Genomic DNA, 22928 nt, shown 5'->3' on the forward strand with positions numbered 1-22928 from the left:
GGCCGGCGGGAATGTCGGGCACTGATTTCGGACCGGCGGGCGACGCCCGGTGACGGCCGCCCGGACGCTGTCCGCCAGCTGGATCGACGTGTCGCCGAGGTGGGCGTGGGCAGGCCTCGCGACGGCCAGGACGATCCGCCGAGGAAACCCAGCCGCCGCACCGGTTCCGAGCGCGCGTCCGTCGAACCCCTTGACCCTCGGGCCGGCCACGCGCTAATCAGACGTTCAGTGCCGGCGATCCGTGGCCGGCACGCCGACGCAGACGCGGAGGATCCCCATGACCGACGTTTCGATGATCATCGACGGTGAGCGCCGAGCGGCGCCGTCTACCTTCGGTGTCGTCAACCCCGCGACGGGCGCGGTCCACGCCGAGGCGCCGGACTGTTCGCGCGAGCAGCTCGACGAGGCATTCGCCGCCGCGTCGAAGGCCTTCGTGAGCTGGCGCCAGGACGAGGACGCCCGCCGCGCGGCGCTGAAGGCCGCCTCGGCGGCCATGCGGGCCGCGGGTGACCGCATCGCCCCGGTCCTGACGGCCGAGCAGGGCAAGCCGCTGAAGTCGGCGTACATGGAGGCGGCCGGCTCCAGCTACTGGCTGAAGTACTTCGCCAACCTGGAGCTGCCCCGCGAGGTCATCCAGGACGACGCCCGTGCCCGCGCCGAGGTGGTGCGCCGCCCGATCGGCGTCGTCGCCGCGATCACCCCGTGGAACTTCCCGGTCATGCTCGCGACCTGGAAGATCGCCCCCGCGCTGCTCGCCGGCAACACGATGGTGCTCAAGCCGTCGCCGTTCACCCCGCGCAGCACGCTGCTGATGGCCGAGATCCTCAGCGAGGTGCTCCCGCCCGGCGTCCTGAACGTCGTCTCCGGCGGCGACGAGCTGGGCCGGTGGATGACCGCCCACCCGGTCCCCCGCAAGATCAGCTTCACCGGCTCGGTCGCGACCGGGAAGCACATCGCGACCTCCGCCGCTCCGGACCTCAAGCGCGTCACGCTGGAGCTCGGCGGCAACGACCCGGCGATCCTGCTCGACGACGTCGACCCCGAAGCGATCGCCGGGAAGCTGTTCGCCGGCGCCTTCGACAACAGTGGGCAGATCTGCTCGGCCATCAAGCGCGTCTACGTGCCGGAGTCGCTGCACGACGCCGTCGTCGAGGCGCTGGCCGCGCGGGCCGCCGCGGCGAAGGTCGGCGACGGCATGGACCCGGAGACGGAACTCGGGCCGGTGCAGAACCGGCCTCAGTTCGAGCGGGTCCGCGACCTGGTCGCCGAGGCGCTCGCGGGGGGCGCGAAGGCCGCCACCGGGGGCGCGCCCCTCGACGGGCCCGGCTTCTTCTACCAGCCGACCGTGCTGACCGGCGCCGCCGAGGGCACCCGGATCGTGGACGAGGAGCAGTTCGGCCCCGCGCTGCCCGTCATCCCCTACCGGGACGTCGACGAGGTCGTCGCCCGCGCCAACGCCACGATGTTCGGCCTGTCCGGCTCGGTCTGGTCCGCCGACCCCGACCGGGCGGGTGCCGTCGCCGAGCGCCTCGACTGCGGGACGGCCTGGGTCAACGCCCACGTCGCCCTCGGCCCGCACCAGCCGTTCGGCGGGTTCAAGTGGAGCGGCCTCGGCGTGGAGAACGGCCCCTGGGGCCTGGCCGGCTTCACCGAGATCCAGGTCCAGTACCGCGCCAAGGGCTGAGGGCTGAGGCGAGTGGCCCGGCTCCGCGCGGGAGCCGGGCCACCCTGCCGTCCGTCTAGGCGACGACGCCGTTGACCTTCAGTTCCACGATGGCGTCCCAGTCGAAGCCGAGCTCGGCGAGGATCTCGTCGCCGTGCTCGTTGAACTCGGGGGCGTGGCCAGCGGGCGCCGCCTTCCCGCCGAACCGCACCGGTGCTGCGACCATCTGGAACGGCTTGCCGGCCGCGGTCTGGGTGTCCTGGATGTAGCCGTTGGCGACCGACTGCGGGTCGGCCGCCGCCTCCAGGGTGTCCTGGACGACGGTCCACTGGCCGTCGAAGTCCGCGAGCAGCTCGCGCCACTCGGCCAGCGGGCGAGCGGAGAACACCGAGCGCAGGACGTCCCCGGCCTCCAGGCCGTTCGCCATCAGCGTCTGGTGGCTGTCGAACCGGGGGTCGGTCGCCAGCTCGGGCCGGCCGACGGCCGCGCACAGCGCCGGCCAGTACTTGCCCGCCTGCAGGCAGCACAGCGCGACCCAGCGCCCGTCCGCGGTCTGGTAGTTGGCGACCAGCGGGTTCGTCCGCATCATCTCCGCGGGCGGCGGCTGCCAGGGCACGTTCATCAGGAGCGACAGCGCGAACGCCTGGCCCATCGCCCACATCCCGGTGCCCAGCAGCGAGACGTCGACCTCGGTCGTCTCGCCGGTCCGCTCCCGGTGGAACAGCGCCCCCATGATCCCGCCGGCGATCGTCATCGCGCCGATCGAGTCGCCGAACCCCGGCCCGGGCGGCGAGACCACCTGGCCGTACTCGGGCCGGCTGAGCCCGACGGCCGTGCCGGACCGGGCCCAGAAGGCCAGCGAGTCGTACGAGCCACGGTCGGCGTCGGGGCCTTCCTCGCCCTGACCGGTGCCGCTGGTGTAGATGATCCGCGGGTTGTGCGCGCGCACCGAGTCCAGGTCGATCTTGAGCTTGTTCCGGACCCGGGGCAGCTTGTTGGTGAGGAAGACGTCCGACGTGGCGATCAGCCGGTGCAGGACGTCGAGGCCCGCCTCGCTGGTCAGGTCCAGGCCGAGGCTGCGCTTTCCGCGGTTCGAGTGCTCCAGGAGCACGTGGACGTCGGAGGGAAGATCCACCACGCCGCTGGACGCGAGGCCCCGCATCGCGTCGCCGCGCTCGACGTGCTCGATCTTGATGACCTCGGCGCCCCAGTCCGCCAGCAGCGCGGACGCCGCCGGGACGAAGGTGTGCTCGGCGACCTCAAGAATCCGAACACCGTGCATGATCGCCGTCATCGACCATCTCCCTTGCTGTAGGCCGCTACGGGCCAGAAATGAGCCACCAGGCGCCCGAGCCCGCGCAACGGCGCAGGTAGATCACCTGAAGCGGCCGCCCCGGCAACGCTAGACGGATGCTCAGCGCAATGTCGAACAGTTGCCCAAATCGTCCCGGGGCCGAGCTGGGCCGGGAGTCGTGGAACACCCGCGGGGTGCCGGCCGGGCCGCTCGGCCGGTCGGCACCCCGCGGCTGGTGTCCGGCCGCGGATTACTTGATCAGCGTGCCGGCGTCGACCGGCAGGGTCACGCCGGTGATGAACCGGGCCTCGTCGGAGCACAGGAACAGCGCCGCGTTGGCGATGTCCTCGGCGTCCACCCACGGCGTGGGCAGCACGTGCAGGGCCTGCGACCGCGCCGCGAAGTCGTCGACGGTCGGGTTCTCCAGCTCGGGGCAGAACATCTTGTAGGTGAGGTCGTGCAGCACCATCGGCGTGCTGACCTGGGTGGGATGCAGCGAGTTGACCCGGATGCTGTGCCGGCCGAGCTCCAGCGCCAGGGTCCGCATGATGCCGACCACGCCGTGCTTGGCCGTGACGTAGTGGCCGACGAACTGGTTGGCCGACAGCCCGCCGACGGAGCTGGTCAGCACGATCGAGCCGCCCCGCCTGCCGGCGATGATGTGCGGGATCGCGACCTTCGTGGACAGGAAGACACCGGTCATGTTGATGTCGATCGTGTCCTGCCAGGTCTGGTGGTCCATCTTGTGCATCAGCGAGCCGTTGGGACCGATGCCCGCGTTCGCGATGACGATGTCGAGCCGCCCGAACTGGGCCACCCCGTCGTCCACCACGGCCTTCATCGCGTCGTAGTCGCGCACGTCCGCCTGCACGGCGTGGATGCGCCGGCCGGTCTTCTCCACGAGCCGGACCGTCTCGGCCAGGTCCTCCGGCGTCGACATCGCGAACGCCACCCGCGGGAGCTGCTGGCAGACGTCGATCGCGATGATGTCGGCGCCTTCCTGGGCCAACCGGACGGCGTGGGCACGCCCCTGGCCGCGCGCGGCGCCGGTGATGAAAGCGACCTTGCCCTCGACTCTTCCCGCCATCGTTCCCTCGCTGTTCTGTCGCGCGGGCCGCCGCCACGGCCCCACAAGATCATGCTGAGCGACTGCCAAGCACGTCTGCTCGGTGTCTAGCACCACGCGGACCGGCTCTCAAGGGATCGAGCGGCCTCAGCCGAGGAACGGCTCCCAGATCCGGCGGGAGACGGCCTCGGGGTCGGCGACGACGTCGATCGGGACGTCCCAGCGGCGGACGAGGCCGCCCTCCCCGGAGCCGACCACGCCACCCTCGGCGGAGCCGGCCACGCCACCTTCGGCGGAGCCGGCCACGCCACCTTCGGCGGAGCCGACCACGCCACCTTCGGCGGAGCCGAACTCGGGCCAGCCGGGGTCACCGTCGGTGGCGAACGCGAGCCAGGCCCTGCGGATCTCCTTCGACAGCACGACGGCCTCGGCCGGCGTCGGGCTGCCGAGCAGCAGGTCGGTCATCCCGCCGTCCAGGTTCCCGAACGTCAGGCCGACCTCGATGCCGTGGCAGGCGCCGAGCGCGCCGCCGAACGCCGGAGAGGGCCAGGTGAACTCGTAGCAGAAGGCCCGGCCGGGGTGGTGCCGCGCGCACCACAGCGACGGCATCCGGAAGATCCGGTCGCTCAGCACCAGGTTGTGCAGGTCGAGGTCGGAGATGCCGGGGTGGGCGGCGCGGTACTCGGCCAGCGCCGACGGCGGCAGTCCGAGGCCGGCCGCGGTCGCCGCGGGGTCGGCCGTGGTGAGCCCCTCCAGCATGGCGAAGAGCCGGAACTCGTCCCGGGTGAAGCCGACGACCAGGTCGACCTCGGCGCGCAGGTGATGCCAGGGCAGCCCGAGGACCAGCTCGCCGTCCAGCACCGGCCCGTACGGGGTGATCTCGCCCGGCCGGCCCTGCACGGCGTGGATCGCCTCGGCCGGGACGGCGGCGAACCCCTCGGCCGTGGCGGGCACCCCGAGCGCCGCGGCGATCCGGCCGGTGACCGCGAGGGCCTCAGCCTCGGTCTTCACGGTGCCGGCGACACTCTGCCCGATCGCCCGGCGGAACAGCCCGCGGCCGGCCTCGGCGGCGACCAGGGTCACGACGGACGTGGCCCCGGCCGACTGGCCGAACACCGTCACATTGCCCGGATCACCGCCGAACGCCGCGATGTTGTCCTGGACCCAGCGCAGCGCCGCGAGCTGGTCGCGCAGCCAGCGGTTGGCGGGCCGGCCGGGCAGCGCGCCGAAGCCCTCCAGGCCGACCCGGTAGTTCAGGGTCACCACGACCGCGCCACCGGCGGCCAGTACCGCGCCGTCGTAGTCGGGCTGGCTGCTGGAACCGATGATGAACGCGCCGCCGTAGAGCCAGACCAGGACCGGCAGGCCGCCCGCCCCCGGATCGGGGGTCCAGACGTTCACGCTCAGGCAGTCGTCGCCGTCACCGGGCGCCCACAGCGGCGTCGGCGCGCCGACGAACGCCGGCTGCGGGACGCCCGGGCTGAACCGGGTAGCGTCCCGCGTCCCGTCCCAGCGCTCGGGCTCCCCCGGCGCCTCGAACCGGGCGGGCCCCGCGATCGGCGCCGCGTACGGAATGCCCTTGAAGGCGTGCACACCGCCGACGGCCGTGCCCCGTACGGTGCCGTGGGTGGTCAGGACGGTAGGCGCCTCGCTCGGCATACAGCCACCTCCGCGGTCCGGCGCGGGCGGGCACCCACGCTGCGCAGTCGGCGGCCGCGGGCGGAGCCACCCGACGCCTGGCCCCGCGAACTCACCGTCTCTGGGCCGAGTCTCTGCGCGTGGTGCCGAATTATCCAGACAGGACGGGTCAAGGACCCGGAAAGCCGGCCGCCCCGGTCACTCCGCCGGGAAGAGGTGGGCCATGAAGTGGGCCGACCAGTCCACCGGGTCGGCGGGCACGTAGTAGCCCTTCTCGTCGTTGATGGCCGCCCAGTTCGCGGCGATGTCCTCGACGCCGACCTGGGCGGGCTCAGGGCTGAGAAAGCCCTCGGTGACGCCGACGAAGAGCCGGGAGAACCGGCCGCCGCCGGCCAGGTAGACCTCGCCGCTGACGTCGCAGCTCTCATGCCCGAGGTAGGCGACCATCGGCGCCACGGCGGCGGGATCCAGCTCCGGGATCGGGCGGAAGTCGGCGCTCGCCGCCTCGCCACCGGGCTTTCCGGCCAGCCGCGTCAACGCGTTCGGGCCGATGCAGTTCACCTTGATGTTCCTGCCGGCGGCCGACGCGGTCATGCTCCTGGCCATGCCGAACATGGACGCCTTCGCCGTCGCGTAGCCGAGGTTGTCCTCCAGCCCGAACATGCCGATGGACGTCGTCAGCACGATGCGGCCGTAGTCCTGCTCCAGCATGTGCGGCCACGCGGCGCGCGCGGTGTTGAACGAGCCCTTCACGTGCACGTTCAGGTGAGATTCGAGGTTCGCCAGGTCGGCGTCGGGCAGGCCAGCCCACACCATGTTCCCGGCGTTGTTCACGACGACGTCGATGCGCCCGAACTCGGCCAGCGCGGCGTCGATGACCGACTGGCCGCCCTCGGCCGTCGAGACGTCGCTGAAGTTCGCGACCGCGGCGCCGCCGGCCGCGCGGATCCGGTCGACGACCTTTGTCGCCGGCGCCGTGTTGGCGCCCTCTCCGGTCGGCGAGCCGCCGAGGTCGTTGACGACGACCTTGGCCCCGAGCTGGGCGAACAGCACCGCGTACGCACGGCCGATGCCGCGCCCGGCGCCCGTCACGGCCACGACGCGACCGTCGAAGGTGAACCTGCTCATCGGCTGGTTACCGTTCCTCTCGGCTGTGGGGCTGGGCTAGTCTCTGTTGGACCGACCGGTCAGTCAAACGACCAACGGGAGACGGCAAGATGAGCTCCGACTACGGCGACGCCGCGGCGCGGATCCGGGACACCATCGCGGCCTATGCGCAGGCGGTGGACGACGCCCGCACCGAGGACATCGTCGCCACGTTCCTGCCCGACGGCTGGGCGTCCTTCCCTGGCGCGGAACCGGCCCGGGGCCACGAGGGCATCCGGGCGACATACTCCGCCCTGACCTCGGACCGGGTCCAGCGGCACGTCGTCACCAACATCCTGATCAGCGACTTCGACGGCAAGTCGGCCAAGGTGACCAGCGACCTGCTCTTCCTCGTCAAGGGCGAGAAGGGCTGGTCGGTCCGGCTCGTCGGCCGCTACACCGACCACCTGCGCCAGGACGGCGAGGCGTGGCTGTTCGAGAGCCGCGAGCTGGTCTTTCTCTGACCTGACCGAGAGCCGGGGCCACCGACTGGCGGCCCCGGCCCGGTCGACGTTCGGGTCAGGCAAGGAAGCCCGCGTAGTCGCCCTCGGCGGTCTTCGTCATTACCCGCAGCAGCACCGGGCGGCCGGCCGGGTTCAGCAGGAACCGGCGCGGCTTGCCCGGCACGTTCTCGCCGTAGTACTGGCCGTGCTCGACGAAGCTGGAGTACGGCAGGGCCTTCGCCATCGTGTCGGCCCACCGTTCCTCGACCTCCAGCGGGACCTCGACGCGGGTCTCACCACGCTCGCGGGCGTGGTTCAGCAGGTCGGCGACGAAGTCGACCTGGTCGCCGCCGTAGCGCGGGTTGTTGCCCGCCGCCCCGTGCGGGCCGCCCGGGAAGAAGAAGTTCGGGAACTGGTGGCACATGACGCCGAGGAAGGTGCGCGGGCCGTCGGACCAGTACTCGTTCAGCGACAGCCCGCCCACGCCGCGGATACCCATCCGCAGCATCGCCCCGGTGCCGAAGTCGAAGCCGGTCGCCCAGACGACGAGGTCGAACTCCCGAAGCCCGTCGGTCGTCTCGATGCCGGTCGGCGTGATCCGGACGAACGGCGTCTGCCGGGTCGAGACCAGCTCGACGTTCGGCTTGTTGAACATCTCGTAGAAGCCGGCGACGAACGGCGGCCGCAGGGCGCCGTAACCGTGGTCCGGAACAAGCCGGTCGGCGACGGACTGGTCGGCGACGATTCCGCGGATCTTCTCCTCGAGAAAGTCGCACCACTCCTTGTTCGCCTTCGGGTCCAGCACCATGTCGTCATAGTTGCTGGACATCTTGGCGAACCCGGGGCTGTTCCAGATGGTCTCGTAGAACGCCCAGCGGTCGTCCTTCGAGTCCTCGAAGGTCTTGCGGCCCGACGGCTCGTGCAGGAAGCCGGCGACCGCCACCGCGAGGGCGTCGCGAATCTTCTCGTAGCTGCCCTTGAGCTCGGCCTGCTGCTCGGCCGAGATCGGGTGGTTGTTCAGCGGGGTGCACCACGACGGGGTGCGCTGGTACACGGTCAGCGACGCCGCCTCGTCGGCGATCAGCGGCGCGACCTGCACACCGCTGGAGCCGGTCCCGATGACCGCGACCCGCTTTCCGGCGAGTTCCACGGGCTCCGCCGGCCAGCGGCCGGTGTGGTACTGCTCGCCGGTGAACGTCTCGCGGCCGGGGATGTCCGGGTAGAACGGCACCGAGAGCACGCCCGTCGCGCTGACCAGGTAGGTGGACTGGACGACGTGCCCGTCCTCGGTCCGCGTGGTCCAGGTCCGCGACTCCTCGTCCCAGTCGGCGGCGACGACCTTGCTGCCGAACCGGATCGACTCGCGCAGGCCGAACCGGTCGACCACGTGGTTGACGTAGCGCTCGGTCTCGGGCTGGCCGGCGAACTCCTCGGTCCACTCCCAGTCCCGCCAGAGCTCCGGGGAGAAGAGGTAACCGTAGGTGTAGCTCTCCGAGTCGAAACGGCACCCCGGGTAACGGTTCCAGTACCACGTACCGCCGGCCCCGTCACCCTGCTCCAGCAGTTGCACGGAGTACCCGTCCTGGCGCGCACGGTAGAGCTGGTTGATACCGAGGATGCCCGCACCCACGATGACGATGTCGACGCGTGCTTGTCCCATGTCTCCTACAGCCACATCGCAGTAGTGCCCGCACCGGCTATGGTGGTGCCCGCACCGATCTTTTGTACCAACCGGTCCATAGAGGAGCTGACCGTATCCGACCCCTCCAGGAGGGTCAAGGAGTCAAGGTCCCGCCCCAGGCCGGGTGGTATCGACCATTGAATCGGCGGCTCAATACCGCTACCGTCACGCTGTTTGTACCGGGCAGTCAAACCAAGGGCAGGCGAGATGAGTACTCCGGACATGAACTGGGTCGGCGTCCTGGAGCACCACGCGGCCCGCGCTCCCGAGAAGCCATTCGCCCAGTACGAGGGCGAGACGGTGACCTACCGGCAGGCGCTCGACCGCGCCGCGGCCGTCGCCGCCGGCCTGCGCGAGCGCGGCATCGGCCGGGGTGACGTCGTCGCGCTGCTGGCGTACAACAGCACGGACTTCCTGACGACGATCTTCGCGGCCAACCACCTCGGCGCGATCGTCATGCCGCTCAACTGGCGGCTCGCGGCGCCCGAGCTGGAGTACATCCTCGATCACGCCCAGGCCCGCGCGCTCGTGGTGGACGAGGACCTGCTCGCCCTCGGGGCCGACGCGACCAAGCAGTTCCCCGACCTCGCGCGCGTCGTGCGGGCGCCGCAGGCGCCGGACGGGTGGACGCGGTTCGACGACCTGGCCGCGGGATCGGCGGGCCCGGTCGGCTCGGACGGCCCGGCGGAACGGCGGCAGGTCGCCGGCGACGACATCCAGCGGCTCATGTACACCTCGGGCACGACCGGGCGCCCCAAGGGCGTGATGATCACCTACGCCAACCTCGCCTGGAAGAACTACGCCCACATCACCGAGTTCGGCTTCACCGCCGCGGACATCGGCCTCGCCTGCGGCCCGCTCTACCACGTCGGCGCGCTCGACCTGGTGACCACGTCGATCATCGCCGTCGGCGGGACGACCCACATCCACCGGACGTTCGACGCGGCCCGCGCGGTCGACGACATCGAGGCCTCGCGGATCACGGTCGTCTGGCTGGCCCCGGCGATGGTCCGCGCGATCCTCGACCTTCCCGGGATCGAGGACCGCGACCTGTCCAGCGTCCGCGTCCTGATCGGCGGCGGCGAGAAGATGCCGCTCCCGCTGATCGACCGGATCCAGAAGGTGTTCCCGTCCGCGTGGTTCGCGGACGCCTACGGCCTCACCGAGACGGTCTCGGGCGACACGTTCCTCGACGCCGCCAGCATCCGGGCCAAGCGCGGCAGCGTCGGGCGCGAATGCCTGTACCTGGAGCTCGACATCTGGGACGACGCCGGCCGCTCGCTGCCCGCCGGTGAGGCCGGCGAGATCGTCCTGCGCGGGCCCAAGGTCTTCAAGGGCTACTGGCGCGACCCCGAGGCGACCGAGCGGGCCTTCGCCGGCGGCTGGTTCCACACCGGCGACATCGGCATCCGCGACGAGGACGGCTACGTCTTCATCGTCGACCGGCTCAAGGACATGATCCTCTCCGGCGGCGAGAACATCGCCGGCTCCGAGGTCGAGCGCGTCCTCTACGAGCACCCGGCGGTGCTCGAGGCAGCCGTCATCGGCCGCCCCGACGAGAAGTGGGGCGAGGTGCCGGTGGCGTTCGTCGCGCTGCGGCCGGGAACCTCGGCGACCGCCGACGAGCTGGTCGAGCACTGCCGCGGCAGCCTCGCGAAGTTCAAGGTGCCGAAGGCCGTGACGTTCATAGAGGCGCTCCCCCGCAACCCGTCGGGCAAGGTCCTCAAGCGCGAGCTACGGAGCCCGACCAGCTAGCCAGTCCCGAAGACCTTGACTCTTCGGCCGGCCGCCACCACTCTCCCAGCGACAACCCCGCCAGGGAGGACGTGAGGCCATGTCGGTCGTAGCCGGTGCCGGGCCAGGTCAGGCCGTCGACGACATCGACCTGTCCGACCTGTCGTTCTGGGTCCGGCCGCGGGCCGAGATCGACGCGGCCTTCGCGTTGCTGCGCGGGACGCCGTCGTTGCCCTTCTACGCGGAGCCAGAGCCGGCCAGCGAGATGATCGAGTCCGGGCCCGGCTACTACGCGGTCACCCGGCACGCGGACATCGTCCGGATCAGCTCCGAGCCGGGAACCTTCTCCTCCGCCCGCGGCGCGACCTCGATCCCGGACCTGCCCCCGGAGTTCCTGGAGTTCTTCGGCGGAATGATCAATATGGACCCGCCCCGGCATCACCGACTGCGCCGGATCGTCTCCCGCGCGTTCACGCCGCGGTTCATCGCCCAGACCGAGGACGACATCGCCGCGCTCGCCCGCGGGATCGTGACCGAGCTGCGCGACGAGGGGCCGGGCGACTTCGTGTCGCGGGTCGCGGCCCGGCTGCCGCTGGAGGTCATCTGCCGGATGATGGGCCTGCCGCCCGAGCGCTACGGCGACGTCTTCCGCTGCACCAACGTCATCCTCGGCTCCGGCGACCCCGACTTCGTCCCCCCGGGCGCCGACATCGTCGCCGCGCTGCTGGGCGCCGGAGCGGAGCTCGCCGAGCTGCTCCACGAGATGGCCGTCCGCCGACGGGCCGACCCGACGAACGACCTGACCACCGCGCTCGCCCTCGCCGAGGTGGACGGCGAGCAGCTCGACAACGCCGAGATCGTCTCGTTCTTCATCCTGCTGCTGGTCGCCGGGAACGAGACGACCCGCACCGCGATCAGCCACGCGCTGCTGGCGCTGACGGCGTTCCCGGAGCAACGGGACATCTGGCGCGACGACCTGGCTGGCGTGAGCCGGACGGCCGTCGAGGAGATCGTGCGCTGGTCGAGCCCGGTGCGTTGGATGCGCCGGACGGTCACAGCAGACGTCGACCTCGCCGGCCAGCGGCTTCAGGCTGGCGACAAGGTCCTGCTGTTCTACTCGTCCGCGAACCGCGACGAGGCGGTCTTCACCGACCCCGACCGTTTCGACGTCCGCCGCGACCCGAACCCGCACCTGGGCTTCGGCGGCGCGGGTCCGCACTTCTGCCTCGGCGCCCACCTCGCCCGCCGCGAGATCTCCGTCATCTGGCGTGAGCTGCTCACCCAGCTCCCCGACCTCCACGCCTCCGGCGACCCCGAATGGCTCGCCAGCAGCTTCATCAACGGCGTGAAGCGACTGTCAGCGGACTGGTAGGACCCCGGCCCGGGACCTGGCTGGCTTCACAGGCAGGAGGGTGTGACGGGGGTGCCGGCGAAGCGCGGCCGCCGGCCCGCCGGCACGTTGGTGCGGTCAAGGACCGGCTAGTCCGGCTGCCGGCGGCGTACTCGGCCCCGCCGGGCCGGCCCTCTCCGGGCCGGGCCTGCCGGCCGGCCGGCCGGGACGAGGGCTAGACCGTCGCGACGGGGGTGAGGGGGCTGCCGGCGGTGCCGGGGAGGCGCAGGGGTGGGGCGGTGAGCAGGAAGCTGGTGCGGTTGTGCTCGCGCAGCCAGGCGGCCAGGTCGTTGAGGTACCAGAGCTCGCCCAGCGGCACACCGAGCTTGAACAGGCACAGCTTGTGGATCGGCAGCAGCGTGTGCGGCTCGGGGCTCGCGGGCGCCCAGCCCTCGACGGCGTAGTTGTCCGCGATCAGCGCCGACATCCCGGAGTCGATGATCCACTGCAGGATCTCGTCGTCCTGGGCGTCGAGGTAGGGGTACATCGCCTGGATGCGGCTGTCGTCCGGCTTGCCGTTCCACTCCAGGATCTTGGTGGCGAACCCGGTGTGGATGAGGACCATGTCGCCGGGCCGGATGTCGACCTTGTCGGCGTCGATGATCTCGCGCAGGGTCTTCATGCTGACCGCGTGCCACTCCTCGGTCTGGCCGAGGTGATGCGCCACGTCGATCAGGACGGCGCGGCCCTGCACGCCGTGCGCCGCCATGTGCTCCATGCCGAGGTGCTTGGCGAAGCTGACGCTGCCGCTGCCGTCGCCCTTGGCGTCCTCCTTCGGCCCGATCACGTCCTCGCCGGGCCGGAAGCCGTTGTAGTACACCGGCTCGTCGACGCCGTCGCCGTCCGCGTCGAAGAGCCCGCCCTGGTGGACCAGCGCGTCCCACTGGGTCGAGTACTGGAGCCAGAGGGTCACCATGTCGTCGGACCACAGGTCGGTGAAGGAGTAGTGCAGCTTCTCCTTCGCGACGACGTTGAAGAACGTGTCCGCGTTGTGCTTGAGGTCCTCGGTGGGACGCAGGATCGGCGGGTAGCGGCGCTGGTTGAGCCCGCTGCCGCCCGGAAGGTCGAGCGGGAGGCTCAACGAGAACGCGACGCCAGCCTGGACCTCGCGGACACCCTCCAGCACCTTCTGCGAGGTGATCAGGTTGATCCGGCCGAGCTCGTCGTCGTCGCCCCAGTCACCCCAGGTCGAGTCCTCCGGACGCTGCTTCCACCGCTTCGTCACAATGCCTCCATCAAGCCCGCGTCCAGCGTCACGCCCGGGCCGGCCACCGCCGTGCCACGGCCGGCTGACTGCCTCAGCGAACGTAGCCAGCTTTGTACCGGTCGGTCAACTTCAGGCCGCGTATCCTGACCGGGCAGGACCCCAGGGGCGAGCACCAGGCGAGCACAGGCTGAACGGAGCGACGACGACGGCCATGACCGAGGTCCAGGTTCGGCGCAGCGCCAAGTGGGAGCTCAGGCGCCAGGCAATCATCGACACCTCCGCCCACGTGTTCGCCCAGCGCGGCTTCCACGCGACCAGCACGGCCGAGCTGTGCCAGGCCAACGAGATCGGCAAGGGCGCGCTCTACTACTACATCGGCTCCAAGGAGCAGCTCCTCGTCGCCATCCACGACCGGGTGATGGACGAGGTCCTGCTGTCCGCGGACCGGGTGGCGAGCACCGGTGGCACCCCGCCCGAGCGGCTCGCCCTGCTCGGCGCCGGGCTCCTCGATGTGATCCACAGCTTCCCCGACCACGTCTGGGTCTTCCTGCACGAGTTCCCGGCCCTCACCGGCGCCAACGCCGAGGTGTTCCGGCGCCGGCGCCGGGAGTACGAGCAGCGCGTCGAGCAGCTCTTCGAGGAGGGCCAGCGCTCGGGCCACTTCCGCGCGATCGACCCGCCGATGGCGGCGAAGGCGTGGCTCGGGATGCACAACTACACGTATCTGTGGATGCGCGCCGGTGGCCGGGTCGGCGTGCAGGATCTCGCCGCGCAGTACGCCGACATCTTCGTGCGGGGCATCTCGAACCCGCTGGTCGGCGGCGCGGCGGCCACGCCGTCGACCGGCGCGGCCGCCCCGGCCCAGCCTGGCCCGAAGAAGCGGGGCTACGGCGCGGCGTAGCCGCCGTCAACGACGATCGCCGACCCCGTCGTCCAGCGGGAGGCGTCGCTGGCCAGGTAGGAGTAGGCGCCGACCAGGTCGTCGGCCGAGCCGAGCCCGAGCGGGTGCTTCGACGCGATCGCGTCGACCGCCGCCTCCGACAGCTCCTTGTGCATCCCCGACAGGAAGGTGCCGGGGCAGACCGCGTTGACCCGGATGCCGTCGCGGGCGTACTCGACCGCGGCCACCTTGGCCAGCTGGATCACCCCGGCCTTGGTGACGCAGTACGGCCCGGAGTGGCTCCACGCCGTCATGCCGGCGACGGACGCGGTCAGGATGATCGACCCGCTGCCCTGCTTGCGCATCGGGCCGACGGCCGCGTGGACCGCGTTGACCGCGCCCATCACGTTGATCCGGAACGAGCGGTCCCAGTCCGCGGTCGTGAGGTTGTGGATGCGCCCGTTCTGCGCGAGCACGCCCGCGTTGCTGATGAGCACGTCGAGCCGGCCGAAGCGCTCGACGGCGTGGCGCACGACCGCCTCGACCTGCTCCAGCTCGCCGACGTCGGCCAGCGCGGTCTCCACAGTCGCCCCGGCGCCCGCCACGCTCTCGGCCGCGGCCTTCACCGCCGCGTCGTTGACGTCGGACAGCACGAGGTCCGTGTCGGGCTCGCTCGCCAGCTTGCGGACGAGGGCACCGCCGAGGGTGCCACCCGCGCCGAGGATCACAACCACGCGTCGCTGCTCGGTCATCAAACCCTCATTTCAGTAGGTAGCCGCCGTCGACGTTGAAGACGGAGCCGGTGACGAACTCCGCGGCGGCCGAGGCCAGGAACAGGTAGGTCCCGACGAGGTCGCCGGGCCGTCCCCATCGCTCCAGCGCCGTGTGGCCGAGGACGGCCTGTTCCAGCTTCTCGTTGGACTTCCAGCCGGCGGCCAGCGGCGAGTCGAACCAGCCCGGCGCCACGACGTTCACCGTGATCCCGCCGTTGGCGAGGTCCAGGGCCAGTGCCTTGGCCATGCCGACCAGACCGGCCTTGGACGCGCTGTAGGCCGCGAGGCCGCGGGCGGGCCGCTCCCCCAGCACGGACCCGGTGAAGATCAGGCTTCCGCCGTTCTTGCCCATCACCCGGGCGGCCGCGCGGGCGCCGAGGAAGGCCCCCGTGAGGTTGACCTCCAGGACGTCCCGCCAGACCTGCGGGTCGGTCTTCAGCGGTCCGGCGACAACGGGCGAGATGCCGGCGTTGCAGATCCACACGTCGACCCCGCCCCAGGCGGCCACCGTGCCGTCGGCGACCGCCTCGTTGAAGTCGGCGTCGCGCACGTCACCGCTGAACTGCAGGACCGGGCCGGGCAGGGCGGCGGCGACCGTCTTGAGGTCTCGCTCGGTCCGCGCGACAAGGGCGACGCTGGCGCCGGCACGCGAGAACGCGTGCGCGAGCAGCTCGCCAAGGCCACGGCCGGCGCCGGTCAGCACCACGCGCTTGCCGCGGACGTCGCCCGGGTTGGGGAAGGTCTCGGGAATCTCGATGCGGTCCGTCATTGCGCGCTCCATCGGGGAGGCCGCTTCTCGATGAACGCGGCGAGGCCTTCCTTGGTGTCTGCCGAGCCGAGCAGGGCGTCGAACTCCCGGTCCGACATCGCCCGCAGCGCCTCGTCGTCGGCCGTCGCGGCGGCCCGCATGACGCGCCGGCTGGCCCGCACGGCCAGCGGCGCGGCGGCGGCGATCCGCTCGGCCACCCGCAGCGCCTCGTCGAGCGAGGCGCCGGGCTCGACCAGCCGGCTGACCAGGCCGAGCGCGAACGCGCGCTGGGCGTCGATCGGCTCGCCGGTCAGGATCGCGTCCATCGCCACGGCCTGGCCGACCGCCCTGGGCAGCCGGAACAGGCCGCCGGACGACGCGATCAGGTTGCGCGTCACCTCGGCGAGCCCGAACGCCGACCGGGTGCTGGCCACGACCACGTCGGCGGCCAGCACGATCTCCAGGCCGCCGGCGGTGGCCAGCCCGTCGACCGCGACGACGACCGGCTTGACCCGCTCGCGGAACGCGAAGCCCGCGAAGCCGCCCCGCTCGGTGAACAGGGTGTCGAGCTGGCCCGACTCGATCGCCTTGAGGTCGGCGCCGGCGCAGAACACCGGGCGGGCCTGGCCCGAGGAGTTGGCGCACAGCACGCCGACCCACAGGTCGGGGTCGTTCTCCAGGGTGTCGATCGCCGATTCCAGGGCGGCGGCGACGTCACGGTTGACGGCGTTGCGCGCCTCGGGCCGGTTCAGTGTGATCACCGCGACGCGTCCCCGCGTCTCGATGAGGACGGCGTCAGTCACGGGCGACCGAGATGGCCTGCGTCGGGCAGCCGGTCACCGCGCTGGCCAGCTCCGCGTCCGAGTCACCGTCGGGGTCGACGACGGTCGCGATCGCGTCGTCGTCCAGGTCGAAGGTGTTCGGCGCGTAGATCAGGCACTGCCCGGAACCCATGCACAGGTCACGGTCGATCGTTATGTGGCGAGCCACGTTGGTCCCTCCCGAGGGGCCTCGTCGGCGTCAGGCAGTGGGGGTCAGCTCCACATGCAGGTTCATCAGGCCGTGGAACAGGTACGTCGGCATGTACTGGTAGCGACGAGCGTCGGCCGGCCCGTGGGCCTCCTCGGAGATCGTGATCGCCGAGGTGCGGTCGAAGAGCCGCTCCAGCACGATGCGGACCTCGGAGCGGGCCAGCGGCGCGCCGGGGCAGGTGTGCGCGCCGTGCCCGAAGGCCAGGTGGCGGCGCGCGTTCGGGCGCTCGATCCGCAGCTCGTCCGGGTTCTCGAACTGGCGCGCGTCCCGGCCGGTCGCGGTGTGCATCAGCAGGACGACGGTCCCGGCGGGCAGCTCGACGCCGCCGACGCTGGTCGTCCTGCGCACCAGCCGGAAGGCGCTCTTGATCGGCCCCTCCAGGCGCAGCGACTCCTCGATGAAGCGCGGGATGAGGTCACGGTTGTCGCGCAGCTGCTGCTGCAGCTCCGGGCTGTCACCGAGCAGCCGCAGGCACGCCCCGAGCAGGCGCACGGTGGTCTCCTGGCCGGCGGCGAACATGTTGGCGCCGATCCGGGCCACGTCGAGCAGGTCGGGGGTGGTCCCGTCGGGGAACGTCGCCTCCGCCATACCGGTCAGGACGTCGCCCTGGGGGTTGGTCCGGCGGCTGCCGATCCGCTCGATGAAGTAGTCGTAGATCGGGTCCAGCGTGTGGTGCCCGGCGTTGGCGCCGCTGACGTTGCCAGGCATGTCACCGATCCCGGTCGCCTCCAGCAGCTGCGGGTGGTCCTCCTCGGGAACTCCGAGCAGGTCCGCGATGACCAGCAGCGTGTAGGGCTGGGCGAAGTCGTTGATGAACTCGCAGCGGCCCTTGGCGAGGATCACGTCGAGCTGGCGGTCGGCCAGCCGCCACATGAACTCCTCGTTCTCCTTGAGCCGCTTCGGCGTGATCAGGCCCATCAGCAGCGCGCGGTGGAACGTGTGCTTCGGCGGGTCGAAGGTGACCAGCTGGTCGCTCTGCGGCAGCACGTCGCGGTGCGCCTCGATCAGCTCGGAGATGTCGTCGCCGACGCCCTTGATCGGGACGGGGAAGGCCGGCCGCGGCCCGGCGATCAGGTTGCAGGACGAGAACGTGTCCGGGTCCCGGAAGACGGTGAGCGCCTCCTCCCAGCCGGAGACCATCGCGACGCCGTAGTTCGGCTCCAGCCAGATCGGGCGGTCGGACAGCAGGAAGTTGAAGTACGCCCACGGGTCGACGGCGACCTGCGGGTCGCGGAAGAAGTTGACCGTGCTCAGGTCCGTCATCTGACTGCTCCGCTTCGGTCGTGCTCGGGGTCGGGGGGCGGGTCTGTCTCCTCCGGCCGGCTGGCGCCCCGGTCAGCCGGCGGGTTGGTGTTCCAGGTCGTCACGCGACGGGCGCTTGGACGAGACGCCCGCCCGATCGGCGGGCCGGGGTCCGCGGACCTGGCGCGGGCCCGGCGGTCGGGGCTGGGCCCGGGTGGGGCTAGGCGCCGGCTGACTCGCGCACCGCCGCGGCGATCCGTTCGACGCTCGGCAGCCAGGCGCGTTCGAGCGACGGCGCGTAGGGCGCCGGCGTCGCCTCGGCCCCGACCCGGATCACGGGGGCGTCGAGTGTCCAGAAGCCCTCGCGCACCGCGGCCGCGGCCAGCTCCGCGCCCACCCCGAACGGCGTCACCGCCTCGTGCGCGATGACGAGCCGGTTCGTCCTGGCCAGCGAGCCGAGCACCGTCTCGTAGTCCAGCGGCGCGATCGTCCGCAGGTCGATGACCTCGACGCTGATCCCCTCGGCGGCCAGCTGCTCGGCGGCCGTCAGGCAGTCGTTCACCATCCGGGAGTAGGACACGAGCGTGACGTCCGTGCCCGGCCGGCGGATGGCGGCCTTGCCGAGCGGCACCAGCGCGTCCGGCTCGGGCCGCGGCCCCTTGCGGCCGTAGAGCAGGCGGTTCTCGATGAAGATCACCGGGTTGGGGTCGCGGATCGCGGCGCGCAGCAGGCCGTAGGTCTCCGCCGGCGTCGACGGCATGACGACGGTGAGCCCGGGAATGTGCGCGAGCAGGGCCTCCAGGCTCTGCGAGTGCTGGCTGCCGGACGAGCGGCCGGCCCCGAACTGGGTCCGGATCACCAGCGGCAGGCTGACCGCCCCGCCGCTCATGAAGCGCAGCTTCGCGGCCTGGTTCATGATCTGGTCCAGGCAGACGCCGATGAAGTCGAGGTACATGACCTCGACCACCGGGCGCATGCCGGCCATCGCCGCCCCGACCGCCGTCCCGATGACCGCGCTCTCCGAGATCGGCGTGTCCCGCACCCGGCCCGGGTACCGCGCGGCGAGCTTGCGGGTGAGCCCGAAGACGTTGCCGCCGGCGCCGACGTCGATGCCCGCGACGAAGACGTCCGGGTCGTGGCCGAGCTCGTAGTCGAGCGCCTCGTGCACCGCGTCCATCGTCCGGAAGATCTCGCCAGTCGGCGCCGGCGGCTCGGCCACGGCCTCCCGCGGGCTGGAGACGAAGTGGTGCAGCGTCTCCGGCTCCGGCTCGGGTGCCTCGGAGGCCGCCGCGACCGCCTTCTCGATCTGCTCGTCGATCTCCCGGTCGATCGCCGCGACCTGCGTCGGCGCCATCCGGCGCGCGAGGACCACCAGCGGGTCGCGGGCCTTCCAGGTGTCGACCTCGGCGACGTCCCGGTAGGCCTCGGGGTCGCCCTCGTAGTGGCCGTGCCAGCGGTAGGTCTCGGCCTCGAAGAGCAGCGGCCGCGCGCCGAGGCGCAGGTCGCGCACGTGCCGCGACATGGCCTGCGCCACGGCGACGACGTCGTTGCCGTCGACGTGCGCGTACCGGATGCCATAGCCCTGGGCCCGGTCCGCGAGCGATGAGCGGCTCTGGTCGGCCGCCGGCGAGAACTCGGCGTAGTGGTTGTTCTCGCACAGGAAGATCACCGGCAGGTCCCAGACCGAGGCGAGGTTGACCGCCTCGTGGAACATGCCCTGACCGACCGCGCCGTCCCCGAAGAACGCGACGACCACGCCGCCCGACGCGCGCAGCTGGGCCGCGGTGGCCGCGCCGGCGGCGATCGGCAGCCCGGCCGCGACGATGCCGTTCGCGCCGAAGATTCCCTTGCGCGGGTCGGCGATGTGCATCGAGCCGCCGCGGCCGCGGTTCGTGCCGGTCTCGCGGCCCATCAGCTCGGCGAACATCTCGGTGACGTCGAGGCCCTTGGCGATGCAGTGCCCGTGGCCGCGGTGGGTGGAGGTGATCACGTCCCGGTCGTCCAGGGGCCAGCACGCCCCGACGGCCGAGGCCTCCTGGCCGATCGACAGGTGCAGGAAGCCAGGAATCTGGCTGTCGCGGTAGAGCACCGACGCGCGTTCCTCGAAGCGTCGGATCAGCCGCATCCGCCGGTAGAGCTCACCCAGCGTCGCCGGGTCGAGACCGGCCTCTTCCACGTCGATGGACGTCACCGCCTGCTGCCTTCCTTCCGGCCGGGTTGGCCTTCGGCCAAGATCGGGCCCAGTAGCCTTCGGCCAAGATCGGGCCAGTGGCCTATGGCCACGAGCGGGCCCAGCGGCCAACGGCCAGGTACGGGCCGTGATCTTCTGGGGCCAGGTGCGGTCGCGTAGGCCACCGCTTGACATCGAGCGACAACGCGCCATTCTTGTACCGCTCGTTCCAAAACACAACCCTTTGCAGCTGCGGGAAGGCGACCATGGACTTCGATCTCCCCGAGGAGACGCTCGCCCTGCAACGCGTGTGCCGAGAGTTCGCGGCCAAGGAGATCGAGCCGTACGCGGCCGACTGGAGCGAGCGCGAGTACTTCCCGGCCGAGCTGTTCGGCAAGCTGGCCGATCTCGGCGTCATGGGCATGCTGATCGACGAGGAGTACGGCGGCACCAACGCCGGCTACGTCAACTACGTGGCCGCGATGGAGGCCATCGGCGGGGCCGACCAGTCGATCGCGGCCGCCTGGAACGCGCACTCGACGATCGCCTCGCTGCCGCTGGCCGCGTTCGGCACGCCCGAGCAGAAGAAGCGGTGGCTGGAGCCGCTCGCCACCGGCCGCAAGCTCGGCGCCTTCGGCCTGACCGAGCCGACCGCCGGCTCCGACGCCGCCTCCATCCGCACCCAGGCCCGCCGCGACAACGGCGGCTGGCTCATCAACGGCACCAAGATGTTCATCACCAACGCGGGGACGCCGATCAGCCTCGGCGTCACGATCCTCGCGGTCACCGGCGTCTCGGACGACGGCAAGAAGCGCTACGGCACCTTCTTCATCCCGGACGGCACCCCGGGCTACGAGAAGGGCAACGCGCTGCGCAAGCTCGGCTGGCACGCGATGGACACCCGCGAGCTGGTCTTCCGCGACTGCTGGATCCCCGACGACCACCTGATCGGCGAGGAGGGCAACGGCCTGCGCCAGTTCCTGGAGGTGCTCGACGGCGGACGGATCAGCGTGGCGGCGCTCGGCCTCTCGCTGGCACAGACCGCGCTCGACCTGGCGCTGCGGCACGCGAACGAGCGCGAGCAGTTCGGCTCGAAGCTCAGCCGGTTCCAGGCGATCGGGCACAAGCTCGCCGACATGGCCACCGAGATCGAGGCCGGCCGCGCGCTCGTCTACCGCGCCGCGTGGCTCGGCGACCAGGGCCGGCCGTTCAGCAAGGAGGCGGCGATGGCGAAGCTCTACACCTCCGAGCTCGCCAACCGCGCGGCCAGCGCGAGCGTCCAGATCCACGGCGGCTACGGCTACGTGCGCGAGTCCGCGATCTCCCGGTTCTACGCCGACGCCAAGGTCCTGGAGATCGGCGAGGGCACCAGCGAGATCCAGCGCAACGTCATCGCTCGCATGATCACGACGACCCCGCGTCACTGACCTGCGGGGACGCGCCGTCGGCCCGCAGGCGGTCGCGTCCCAAGAATACTTTGAAGGCCAACAGTATTGACGCCGCCTATCGGGCGGGCGTAGACAGGATTCGACCGGTCGGTACAGCCCGACCCGATGGGGTGGTGTGAATGTCCAAGGACTTCGTCGTCTCGGCCGATGGGCACATCCTGGAGCCGATCGACCTCTTCAAGACCCGCATGCCCGAGCACCTGCGCGAGCGTGCGGTGTGGGAAGAGGACTTCGAGGTCGAGCCCCTCGTCGAGGGCGGCGCCCGGGTCTTCCGGCGGCTGCACACCCCCGGCTTCGACGGCTGGACGATCTCCCGCTACCGGCAGACCTCCGGCCGCACGCCCGAGGGCGACCCGGAGCACATCCTCGAGGACCTCGACTCCGACGGCGTCGACGCCTGCGTCATGCACCCGAACCTGTCGATCTTCGGGCTGTACTCCGACGACCACGAGCTCTCGATCGCGCACGCCCGGGTCTACAACGGGTACCTCATCGAGCGGTTCCTGCCCTACCGGGACCGGATCGCCCCGACCTGCCCGATCCCGCTGACCGACATCGACGACGCGGTCGCCGAGATCGAGCGGGTCACGAGCGCCGGCTTCAAGACGCTGCTGCTGCCGGGCATCCCGCCGACCACGTACTGGGACCCCGAGCTGGACCGGGTCTGGAACGCGGCCAGGGACGGGGGCGCGCAGATCTTCTTCCACACCCAGACCGGTGGCGTGAAGATGAAGAACCCGTCGTCCTCGACGATGCGGGTCGTCAAGGAGAACGCGCGGCAGGTGAACCAGCCGGTCACCCCGAAGTCCGCCGCCGAGCGCCTCTACACCCAGTCCGTCCTGTCGACGCTCGTGCCGCAGAAGGTGATCTGCGACCTGATCGGCGCCGGCGTGCCCGAGCGCTTCCCCGAGCTGCACTTCAGCCTCATCGAGTTCAACGCGCACTGGCTGAGCTCGCTCGTGGGCGCCATGGACAAGGCGTGGACGACCGGCATCGGCCAGGACTCGGACTGGTGGATCGGCTCCTGGGACGACGACGCCCCGGCGACCGTCGAGGGCCAGAGCACGATGTCCCGGATCTTCCTGCTGAACGAGAAGTGGCCCTACCCGCTGATGCCGAGCGAGTACGTCCAGCGCCAGTTCCACGTCTCGTTCTCCGACGACCCGGCCGCCGTCGCCGCCCGCCACGTCACCGGCGTCAGCTCCCTGATCTGGGGCAGCGACTACCCGCACGCCGAGGGCACGTTCCGGCGCAGCCAGGAGCTCATCGCCGACCAGTTCAAGGGCGTCCCGGACGACGAGCGCAAGGCGATCGTCGGCGGCACGCTGGCCGACGTCCTCGGCTTCAAGCAGCCGGCCACGGTCTGACTGCGC

Annotated in this window: 19 protein-coding genes; 7 read left to right on the plus strand and 12 right to left on the minus strand. The window is 71.3% G+C overall.

Annotation, left to right across the window (positions count from 1 at the left end; translation table 11 throughout):
- Positions 1–277 precede the first annotated feature (277 nt).
- Positions 278–1684 (plus strand): aldehyde dehydrogenase family protein, encoded by a 1407-nt coding sequence (locus tag FRAEUI1C_RS26430; RefSeq protein WP_013426425.1) that lies wholly within the window; start codon positions 278–280, stop codon positions 1682–1684.
- A 55-nt stretch (positions 1685–1739) separates the two neighbouring features.
- On the opposite strand, the gene FRAEUI1C_RS26435 is transcribed toward FRAEUI1C_RS26430, so the two are convergent.
- The 4 genes from FRAEUI1C_RS26435 to FRAEUI1C_RS26450 form a co-directional block, all read right to left on the minus strand.
- Positions 1740–2957: a CaiB/BaiF CoA transferase family protein gene (locus tag FRAEUI1C_RS26435; protein WP_013426426.1), complete on the minus strand. Its 1218-nt coding sequence runs from the start codon at positions 2955–2957 to the stop codon at positions 1740–1742.
- A 250-nt stretch (positions 2958–3207) separates the two neighbouring features.
- A complete protein-coding gene (locus tag FRAEUI1C_RS26440) occupies positions 3208–4044 on the minus strand; it encodes a mycofactocin-coupled SDR family oxidoreductase (RefSeq protein WP_013426427.1) in 837 nt (278 codons plus the stop codon).
- 126 nt (positions 4045–4170) lie between these two features.
- Entirely contained in the window at positions 4171–5682 is a 1512-nt protein-coding gene (locus tag FRAEUI1C_RS26445; RefSeq protein ID WP_013426428.1) for a carboxylesterase/lipase family protein, read from the minus strand.
- A 177-nt stretch (positions 5683–5859) separates the two neighbouring features.
- A complete protein-coding gene (locus FRAEUI1C_RS26450) occupies positions 5860–6789 on the minus strand; it encodes an SDR family NAD(P)-dependent oxidoreductase (protein ID WP_013426429.1) in 930 nt (309 codons plus the stop codon).
- A gap of 89 nt (positions 6790–6878) precedes the next feature.
- Between FRAEUI1C_RS26450 and FRAEUI1C_RS26455 the strand changes: the two genes are divergently transcribed.
- The gene (locus FRAEUI1C_RS26455; protein WP_013426430.1) at positions 6879–7271 is read left to right on the plus strand and encodes a nuclear transport factor 2 family protein; all 393 of its coding nucleotides are present in this window, start codon (positions 6879–6881) and stop codon (positions 7269–7271) included.
- A gap of 55 nt (positions 7272–7326) precedes the next feature.
- On the opposite strand, the gene FRAEUI1C_RS26460 is transcribed toward FRAEUI1C_RS26455, so the two are convergent.
- Positions 7327–8910: a flavin-containing monooxygenase gene (locus FRAEUI1C_RS26460; protein ID WP_013426431.1), complete on the minus strand. Its 1584-nt coding sequence runs from the start codon at positions 8908–8910 to the stop codon at positions 7327–7329.
- A gap of 228 nt (positions 8911–9138) precedes the next feature.
- Between FRAEUI1C_RS26460 and FRAEUI1C_RS26465 the strand changes: the two genes are divergently transcribed.
- Together FRAEUI1C_RS26465 and FRAEUI1C_RS26470 are read left to right on the plus strand one after the other, a co-directional pair.
- Positions 9139–10686 (plus strand): acyl-CoA synthetase, encoded by a 1548-nt coding sequence (locus FRAEUI1C_RS26465; RefSeq protein WP_157735050.1) that lies wholly within the window; start codon positions 9139–9141, stop codon positions 10684–10686.
- A 79-nt stretch (positions 10687–10765) separates the two neighbouring features.
- Positions 10766–12037, plus strand: a complete 1272-nt coding sequence (locus tag FRAEUI1C_RS26470; protein WP_013426433.1) for a cytochrome P450 — start codon at positions 10766–10768, stop codon at positions 12035–12037.
- Positions 12038–12230: 193 nt separating this feature from the next.
- Here FRAEUI1C_RS26470 and FRAEUI1C_RS26475 read toward each other — a convergent pair whose 3' ends face one another.
- Positions 12231–13280 (minus strand): cyclase family protein, encoded by a 1050-nt coding sequence (locus tag FRAEUI1C_RS26475; protein ID WP_013426434.1) that lies wholly within the window; start codon positions 13278–13280, stop codon positions 12231–12233.
- A 193-nt stretch (positions 13281–13473) separates the two neighbouring features.
- Here FRAEUI1C_RS26475 and FRAEUI1C_RS26480 point away from each other — a divergent pair, with 193 nt between their 5' ends.
- Positions 13474–14163: a TetR/AcrR family transcriptional regulator gene (locus FRAEUI1C_RS26480; protein WP_013426435.1), complete on the plus strand. Its 690-nt coding sequence runs from the start codon at positions 13474–13476 to the stop codon at positions 14161–14163.
- Here the strand turns inward: FRAEUI1C_RS26480 and FRAEUI1C_RS26485 are convergent.
- From FRAEUI1C_RS26485 to FRAEUI1C_RS26510, 6 genes are all read right to left on the minus strand, one after another.
- The gene (locus FRAEUI1C_RS26485; protein ID WP_013426436.1) at positions 14148–14894 is read right to left on the minus strand and encodes an SDR family NAD(P)-dependent oxidoreductase; all 747 of its coding nucleotides are present in this window, start codon (positions 14892–14894) and stop codon (positions 14148–14150) included. The two genes, FRAEUI1C_RS26480 and FRAEUI1C_RS26485, sit on opposite strands and share 16 nt — an antisense overlap.
- Positions 14895–14901: 7 nt before the next feature.
- Positions 14902–15684 (minus strand): SDR family NAD(P)-dependent oxidoreductase, encoded by a 783-nt coding sequence (locus FRAEUI1C_RS26490; RefSeq protein ID WP_013426437.1) that lies wholly within the window; start codon positions 15682–15684, stop codon positions 14902–14904.
- The gene (locus FRAEUI1C_RS26495; RefSeq protein ID WP_013426438.1) at positions 15681–16466 is read right to left on the minus strand and encodes an enoyl-CoA hydratase-related protein; all 786 of its coding nucleotides are present in this window, start codon (positions 16464–16466) and stop codon (positions 15681–15683) included. The genes FRAEUI1C_RS26490 and FRAEUI1C_RS26495 overlap by 4 nt, the downstream gene beginning before the upstream one ends.
- Positions 16459–16653 carry a ferredoxin gene (locus FRAEUI1C_RS26500; RefSeq protein ID WP_013426439.1) on the minus strand — a complete coding sequence of 65 codons (195 nt, stop codon included), beginning with the start codon at positions 16651–16653 and terminating at the stop codon, positions 16459–16461. The genes FRAEUI1C_RS26495 and FRAEUI1C_RS26500 overlap by 8 nt, the downstream gene beginning before the upstream one ends.
- Before the next feature lie 30 nt (positions 16654–16683).
- Entirely contained in the window at positions 16684–17958 is a 1275-nt protein-coding gene (locus tag FRAEUI1C_RS26505; RefSeq protein WP_013426440.1) for a cytochrome P450, read from the minus strand.
- A 199-nt stretch (positions 17959–18157) separates the two neighbouring features.
- Positions 18158–20128: an alpha-ketoacid dehydrogenase subunit alpha/beta gene (locus FRAEUI1C_RS26510; RefSeq protein ID WP_013426441.1), complete on the minus strand. Its 1971-nt coding sequence runs from the start codon at positions 20126–20128 to the stop codon at positions 18158–18160.
- 245 nt (positions 20129–20373) lie between these two features.
- Here FRAEUI1C_RS26510 and FRAEUI1C_RS26515 point away from each other — a divergent pair, with 245 nt between their 5' ends.
- Both FRAEUI1C_RS26515 and FRAEUI1C_RS26520 read left to right on the plus strand, forming a co-directional pair.
- Positions 20374–21534, plus strand: a complete 1161-nt coding sequence (locus FRAEUI1C_RS26515; protein ID WP_013426442.1) for an acyl-CoA dehydrogenase family protein — start codon at positions 20374–20376, stop codon at positions 21532–21534.
- A 140-nt stretch (positions 21535–21674) separates the two neighbouring features.
- Positions 21675–22922, plus strand: a complete 1248-nt coding sequence (locus FRAEUI1C_RS26520) for an amidohydrolase family protein (protein ID WP_013426443.1) — start codon at positions 21675–21677, stop codon at positions 22920–22922.
- Positions 22923–22928: the final 6 nt, after the last annotated feature.

This window comes from Pseudofrankia inefficax, assembly GCF_000166135.1.
GTDB lineage: Bacteria > Actinomycetota > Actinomycetes > Frankiales > Frankiaceae > Pseudofrankia > Pseudofrankia inefficax.

What these genes read in the sequence shown, in the direction of transcription:
- FRAEUI1C_RS26430 (WP_013426425.1), top strand. Translation starts at nt 278, where the DNA reads ATGACCGACGTTTCGATGATCATCGACGGTGAGCGCCGAGCGGCGCCG.
- FRAEUI1C_RS26435 (WP_013426426.1), bottom strand. Translation starts at nt 2,957, where the DNA reads ATGACGGCGATCATGCACGGTGTTCGGATTCTTGAGGTCGCCGAGCAC.
- FRAEUI1C_RS26440 (WP_013426427.1), bottom strand. Translation starts at nt 4,044, where the DNA reads ATGGCGGGAAGAGTCGAGGGCAAGGTCGCTTTCATCACCGGCGCCGCG.
- FRAEUI1C_RS26445 (WP_013426428.1), bottom strand. Translation starts at nt 5,682, where the DNA reads ATGCCGAGCGAGGCGCCTACCGTCCTGACCACCCACGGCACCGTACGG.
- FRAEUI1C_RS26450 (WP_013426429.1), bottom strand. Translation starts at nt 6,789, where the DNA reads ATGAGCAGGTTCACCTTCGACGGTCGCGTCGTGGCCGTGACGGGCGCC.
- FRAEUI1C_RS26455 (WP_013426430.1), top strand. Translation starts at nt 6,879, where the DNA reads ATGAGCTCCGACTACGGCGACGCCGCGGCGCGGATCCGGGACACCATC.
- FRAEUI1C_RS26460 (WP_013426431.1), bottom strand. Translation starts at nt 8,910, where the DNA reads ATGGGACAAGCACGCGTCGACATCGTCATCGTGGGTGCGGGCATCCTC.
- FRAEUI1C_RS26465 (WP_157735050.1), top strand. Translation starts at nt 9,139, where the DNA reads ATGAGTACTCCGGACATGAACTGGGTCGGCGTCCTGGAGCACCACGCG.
- FRAEUI1C_RS26470 (WP_013426433.1), top strand. Translation starts at nt 10,766, where the DNA reads ATGTCGGTCGTAGCCGGTGCCGGGCCAGGTCAGGCCGTCGACGACATC.
- FRAEUI1C_RS26480 (WP_013426435.1), top strand. Translation starts at nt 13,474, where the DNA reads ATGACCGAGGTCCAGGTTCGGCGCAGCGCCAAGTGGGAGCTCAGGCGC.
- FRAEUI1C_RS26485 (WP_013426436.1), bottom strand. Translation starts at nt 14,894, where the DNA reads ATGACCGAGCAGCGACGCGTGGTTGTGATCCTCGGCGCGGGTGGCACC.
- FRAEUI1C_RS26490 (WP_013426437.1), bottom strand. Translation starts at nt 15,684, where the DNA reads ATGACGGACCGCATCGAGATTCCCGAGACCTTCCCCAACCCGGGCGAC.
- FRAEUI1C_RS26505 (WP_013426440.1), bottom strand. Translation starts at nt 17,958, where the DNA reads ATGACGGACCTGAGCACGGTCAACTTCTTCCGCGACCCGCAGGTCGCC.
- FRAEUI1C_RS26515 (WP_013426442.1), top strand. Translation starts at nt 20,374, where the DNA reads ATGGACTTCGATCTCCCCGAGGAGACGCTCGCCCTGCAACGCGTGTGC.
- FRAEUI1C_RS26520 (WP_013426443.1), top strand. Translation starts at nt 21,675, where the DNA reads ATGTCCAAGGACTTCGTCGTCTCGGCCGATGGGCACATCCTGGAGCCG.